Raw genomic sequence first — 5,315 nt, 5'->3', positions numbered from 1 at the left:
GTCGGAAAACACCAGCTCGCCGTTGCCATCCATGAGGTTGATGAACTCATGAATGTTGTCACCCAGCATCGAGGCCAGGAAGCCGTCACCAAATTTCTGCATCAACTTCTGCGCGGTGACTTCCCCGATGGTCGGGATACGCTTCAAGGCTTTGAGGACGACCGAGGACTGGTCGCTGCCGGACAGACTACGCGGGCGGATCAGCGTCCACAGGGGCGCGGCGCAGTGGCTGCACTTCCTGCGGGACTCCTCGGCTTCGAGCGAGATCGGGTTGACCGGTTCGCCGTCGAGGTCCGTGATGACCGTGCCGCAGTTCGGGCACGCTGCCACGTCGCCGTGGCGGGTGCGCCGCTGGGTGAAGACCGGCTTCCAGTGGAACCCCATCCGCATCCTGACGCGGCCCAGGATGAAAAACTCCTGGCCCGTGGGCTGCACACCCAACTGCTCGCGCAGCTTGATGAGCTTGACCAGCGTATCCGGGCCATTGAGCACCCAGACCTTGGCGCCGGCCACCGTCTCCTGGATCTCGCGCCGCCACTTGTAGACCAAGTGGGGAGGCGAAAGTACCAGCGTGCGGCGGTAGCCTTCGGCGTTGAGCACCGCGGCCGTGGCGATGCCGACGGTCGTCTTGCCGCAGCCCATTTCGCCATTGACGATCGCAGCGCGTTCGCCTTGATCGACCAGCAGCTCGGCGGCAGCATGGACAACGTCGGCCTGGGCCTGGAACAGCTTGCGCTTGAGGCTGGCAACGACAAGTTGCCGCTGTGCTTGCGCTTGGCCGGTATAGACCGGCGGGTTGGCGCGGTTGAGAGAGTCGAGCAGTTCGTCGCCGAACTCGCCGACAAAATCCTGAAGGCTCAGGGTCAGAGGGGATGATTCCGCTTCGAGCAGCTCGCCCTGGACGGACGTGGCTTCAGCGGCGGTGGCTTCGAGATCGATGGACATGGTGATGCTCCAAGAAAAATGGGGCATGCACCACCCCAGCGGGGCGATGACATGCCCCGTGGTGGGAAGAGAGACGGCGAACCGTCGGTGGTTGGACAGTACAGGCGCTCCTTGGCCTGCGGTGACAACTCGCGGTCAGTACTCGTTGGGCAGCAACAGCGTGGTGACGCTGCGATCCCATTCGGTGATGATCCAAATCTTCAGGCCGGGTGTGACCTGGTAAGAAGAAAACAGACGATCCTCGCCGGACTTCAGCGCGGCATCGTTCTGCCGCCTGTCGCTGTCGTCGAGGTCGCCCCAATCGCCGCCGAGGTGGCGACGCAGGTAGGGAGTCGGGTTGAGCCGGCCCTGTCGGACCAGGTCATCGACGCCGCAGGTCATGACCACCTGGCCTGGCGAGAAGCGCAGGCTCGGTGTCTGGCTGATGGAAAGTGCTTGGGCTGCCATGGAAGGCTCCTGGATATGGAGGGGCCACGGCACCCCATCGGGGCGACTGGACCCCGGTGGGTGGAAAAATCGACGGCGAACCGTCGGCGGTGAAAAACAATCAGCGAATGGTCAACACCTCGCCCCGTGTCGGGGAATCAGGCGTCATGTCCCACGCGCGGATGACGGGAACAAACTTGTCGGTGAGGATGCGCGTCTCGGCGATCGAGCCGTCTTCGCGCTCGGTGAATTCCCGCTGGAGCGTCTTGTCCTTGTGGGTATCACCTTTGACGACGAGCACGCGCCCCGTCTTGGATTGCACGACTCCCGAGATCGCGCCTGCGGCCAGAGCCAGGGCGAGATGCCAGTGGGACAAGGCCCGCGCCGGTGGACGTAGCGTCTGCTGCGCGGCCCCCAACTGCGTATCCCGCGACGGCCAGAGGCCTTGCAGTCTGCCAACCTCATCGGCGAACTGCTCCGGCTCCATCGTCACGCGGAAGAAATGCCCCGGCTCCGCCGGGCTGGCGGGGACGATGTACGGCAGGAACGGCCATTCGCTCGGCAGCTCCTCGGCTTCGATTTCGCCAAGCCCAATCTGCAGCAACAGACTGCGCACGGCCTTGACGGCATCGGGTGTCTGCTCACGCTGACGCACCCGTCGCCCGAAGATCACCACCTGCTTGAACTGCGTTTCCACCGCTCGATAGATCCGCAGGTCGGTGTAGTGGCGTGTCAGCCAGCCGACCAGCTCGGCATCGAGCACGTAGCCGGGGACGATGAAGACCAGCACGCCGCCGTACTGCAACAGGGGCAGCGTGCGCTGGTAGAACAGCTTTTCGAGGCGGGCTCGGCCCTGACCTTGATAGCCAATGTTGCCGTTGACGTCCTTGGACAGGTCGCCATACGGCGGATTGAGCCAGAGCAGACCGAAGGACTGCTTGGAGATCATCGTGTCCATCAGGTCCGCGTGCAGACAGTGATCGACCAGACCACGGGCATGGCGCGCCCGCTCTGCGTCGAACTCGACGGCGAACGCCTTGGCATGCTCGCGCCCCAGGGCATGAGCCGCTTCAGCGATTGCCACGCCTTCGCCGGCGCAGGGATCGAGGATGCACATCGGCCCATTGGATTCAGAGTTACTGGGCATCAATGCGTTGAGCGCTCTTTCGAGCGTGGGTTCGTCGGTCGGGAAGTACCCGTTTTTCACGAAATTGCGGGCGAGCCGCGGGAACATGAGAGCCATGGAAGTCTCCTGGTTGGCGGGGATGATTGGCGCAGGCACGCCTTGGCGTGCCTGCGCAGGTGGGTCAAGCCGCTACCGTTTCCGGCGTCCAAATCTTGGCCGGATAGGGATAGGCGGTGAGCACGTCACTGCGGATCAGCGAGCCGAGCGCCTGGGTCAGCGCCGGCACGTCGATGGCGAGCCGATGGCCCACCAAAGGCCCGAGGGCGAACGGCAGGCGGGTCAGCATCTCGCGGCTTTGCAGCAGTTCCAGCACGGTTTCGCGCCAGTGGTCGAGCAATGGCAGTGGGCAGGTGTCCTGCACCAACGTCCACAGGCGGTCAAGCCGGTGGTCGCTATCGCGGGGCAGCAATGCCAGTGCGCTGGCGTTGGCCTTGTCGGGCTTGACGCAGCGCCGATCGAACAGCCACACGTTGGACAGCGAACCGAACAGCGTTCGCCGGTAGGCGCGGGTCATGCGCTTTTCCAGGCGATCGACGTTGCCGACGAACACCGGGACGCTGCCGCCCTGGTCGGTGATGACGTGGAACTGCTCCAGGCCTTGCTCGTCACGCCCGAGGGTCAGGCGAGCAAGGAACTGCTGGACGGCGGTGTCCCGCGCCCAGATCGACAGGAAGATCAGATTGCCCTGGTCATCGCCGACGCAAGCGTCGGCCATCACGTCCGGGCATTCGTCGATGCGATACAGCGTGGTGGAAGAAGGGTTTGCGGGCATGGTGGTGTCCTCGGATAAGCGGGAACAGCAGCGCCGCTGGGGCAATTGCTGCCCCTTGGGGTGGTAGGGCAAACGCCCTGGTTCAGGCCGTCAGCGTCGTAGCCGGGGCTGCTTTGGGTATGCGCCTCTGCGCGTGGTAGGCGCGAACGCCTGCACGCCAGTCGGCGGATTGCTCCGGTGCGAGATCCAGATAGGACAGCGGGCACGAGTAGTAGTACGGGTGCATGGATTCGTCCAGCGGCTTGTAGCCCCACTGGCCGCCGCTGCGTTGCAGCAGATCGCAGCGGATATAGCGCAGGGACTGACCTGGCGCGAGATCACGATGTACGCCGTCGGCTTTGGCCGTCACTTGCGTAACAGACCAGAGGACGTTGCCACGCAGTGCGTGGGCGATGACCTTCACGCTGGTGCGCTCGGTCTCTTGCGGTGTGATCAGTTCCGCGATCAGTTCAGACCGCGATTGGGGGGAGAAATACCAGCCCATGAGAGGCCTCCGGGAGAAATGAAGCCGGAGGCTTCCCCCGAGGGGAAGGCCCCCGGCGGGTGGGTGAGGAACACCGCAGATGCAGCGTTCCGTACTACGCGGGTTGCAGTTCGGCCTGGCGGCTCCACTCTTGCGTCTTGAAGTCCAGCGCATAACCCAGTTCGCTCAAGCGAGCGATCTGCGCGCGCAGGGTGCGGCGGTCGATGGTCGAATCCAGTTTCACGGACTCATCCAGTGGCCACAGCAGGCCGAACAGCGCGGCATCGCCCTCTTCGGTACTGCCGGAGGCAGTCGCCGTAGCGGGCGTCGGCGCATCCACACCAAAGGGGGTGGTATCGACCAGCGGGTCTGCGGATGCCTGCACAGGTGCGGGCTTGGCGGGCCTGGACGATTTGGCTGGTTTGGCCGGTATTGCCGGCGTTACCGCAGGCTGTGCGCCCAGCTCTTCGTCAAGTGGATCGAGGTCCTGAGTGGCGAAGCTGCGTGCCTCGTCACGGCTCAGTTTGTCGATGTCGTAGAGCGTCATTCCGTCCAGACTGGCGCGGATTTCGAAACGCATGCCACCACCGACCGGGTAGGACTTCGGGAAGATGTACCTGATGATGAATTCCCCGTCGTACTTGCCTTCGGGGTATTGCTCCAGCTCCGGGTCCTTGACCTCGAACGTACCGAGGTGCGTGGCGAGGCGACCGACGGTGAAGGGGCCGTTCTTGCCGCGAATGGTGCGCAGCGTGAGTTGGCCGGGGACGACAATGGGCGAAACCGATTTATCGGATGCCGATGTGGCTGCCATGATGGTTCTCCTTAGCGATTGGGAAAACGACAAGGCCCGCGAGGGCCTTGCCGATCAGAACGAAGCAGCCAATGCCGGCTCCTGCTTCTCCACTTCACCTTCGGGCTCGCGCTCGGCGGGCTCGGCAGGCTGATCGGCAGCGGGGCCGGCGTCCTCGGCTTCGGACGCGGATGCGTCCTGGGCTGGCGGCGTCTCGGCTTGCGCGGGGCTCGTCGGATAGACCTTGGTGCCGTCGATCTTGATCAGGCCGATGTGGATCAGCGTCGATTCCAGGCTTGCGGCCGGTTCCCCAGCGCGTTCACCCTTGGTGCGGATGTACGGATCGATCTTCATGTCGTTGAGACGGAAGGCGATCAGCACCTTGCAGTCCCCTTCGATGGCCTGCACGCACCGGCGAACCAGATGCTCGGCTTCAGGGGTGGTAACGATGGTGTCGAAGTACCGATACTCCGGTTCATCGACAGGCCCGGCCAGCGCGGCGACGGTGCAAGAGAGGAACGGGTCGCCATCTTTGGGCGTGACGTCCTTCGGACGGCTGAGGTAGCCGATGCCGCGGGTGATCAGCTCGTGATGCCTGATCGAAGCCAGTTCGGCTCGGTCAAGTGGCTCGGCCTTGAGCAGTCGCGCCTTGAGGGACGCGGCGGCTTGGCCTTTCTGCTCGCCCTTGTCGCGGATGTACGCATCGCCCCACAGGTCGCCGAGGCGAAAG

The 5,315-nt window shown here is 64.1% G+C and carries 6 protein-coding genes and 1 pseudogene; all 7 read right to left on the bottom strand.

Translation table 11 applies throughout. The features are described from left to right. A pseudogene (locus BRO63_RS04515) lies at positions 1-945 on the bottom strand (DEAD/DEAH box helicase family protein); the annotation flags it as partial. Between the two features lie 135 nt (positions 946-1,080). Then, entirely contained in the window at positions 1,081-1,392 is a 312-nt protein-coding gene (locus tag BRO63_RS04510; protein WP_033981916.1) for a hypothetical protein, read from the bottom strand. Between the two features lie 100 nt (positions 1,393-1,492). Beyond that, complete coding sequence (locus BRO63_RS04505; RefSeq protein WP_254920059.1) at positions 1,493-2,638, bottom strand: DUF6094 domain-containing protein; 1,146 nt, start codon at positions 2,636-2,638, stop codon at positions 1,493-1,495. 40 nt (positions 2,639-2,678) lie between these two features. Beyond that, positions 2,679-3,329: a hypothetical protein gene (locus BRO63_RS04500; RefSeq protein ID WP_003158625.1), complete on the bottom strand. Its 651-nt coding sequence runs from the start codon at positions 3,327-3,329 to the stop codon at positions 2,679-2,681. 82 nt (positions 3,330-3,411) lie between these two features. Continuing rightward, the gene (locus BRO63_RS04495) at positions 3,412-3,813 is read right to left on the bottom strand and encodes a hypothetical protein (RefSeq protein WP_003158624.1); all 402 of its coding nucleotides are present in this window, start codon (positions 3,811-3,813) and stop codon (positions 3,412-3,414) included. 94 nt (positions 3,814-3,907) lie between these two features. Continuing rightward, positions 3,908-4,606 (bottom strand): DUF3275 family protein, encoded by a 699-nt coding sequence (locus BRO63_RS04490; RefSeq protein ID WP_033981914.1) that lies wholly within the window; start codon positions 4,604-4,606, stop codon positions 3,908-3,910. 54 nt (positions 4,607-4,660) lie between these two features. Further along, positions 4,661-5,315: DUF3577 domain-containing protein (locus BRO63_RS04485; RefSeq protein WP_088138661.1), on the bottom strand; the 655-nt coding region annotated here is incomplete at its 5' end.

This window comes from Achromobacter xylosoxidans (assembly GCF_002192695.1).
GTDB classification, from domain to species: Bacteria; Pseudomonadota; Gammaproteobacteria; order Burkholderiales; family Burkholderiaceae_B; genus Achromobacter; species Achromobacter xylosoxidans_C.
The sequence above is the reverse complement of the archived record's forward strand: the minus strand, read 5'-3'. Positions and strand labels throughout refer to the sequence as shown.

Excerpts from the sequence above, each read along its gene's own strand:
- BRO63_RS04510 (WP_033981916.1), bottom strand. The coding sequence starts at position 1,392 with ATGGCAGCCCAAGCACTTTCCATCAGCCAGACACCGAGCCTGCGCTTC.
- BRO63_RS04500 (WP_003158625.1), bottom strand. The coding sequence starts at position 3,329 with ATGCCCGCAAACCCTTCTTCCACCACGCTGTATCGCATCGACGAATGC.
- BRO63_RS04495 (WP_003158624.1), bottom strand. The coding sequence starts at position 3,813 with ATGGGCTGGTATTTCTCCCCCCAATCGCGGTCTGAACTGATCGCGGAA.
- BRO63_RS04490 (WP_033981914.1), bottom strand. The coding sequence starts at position 4,606 with ATGGCAGCCACATCGGCATCCGATAAATCGGTTTCGCCCATTGTCGTC.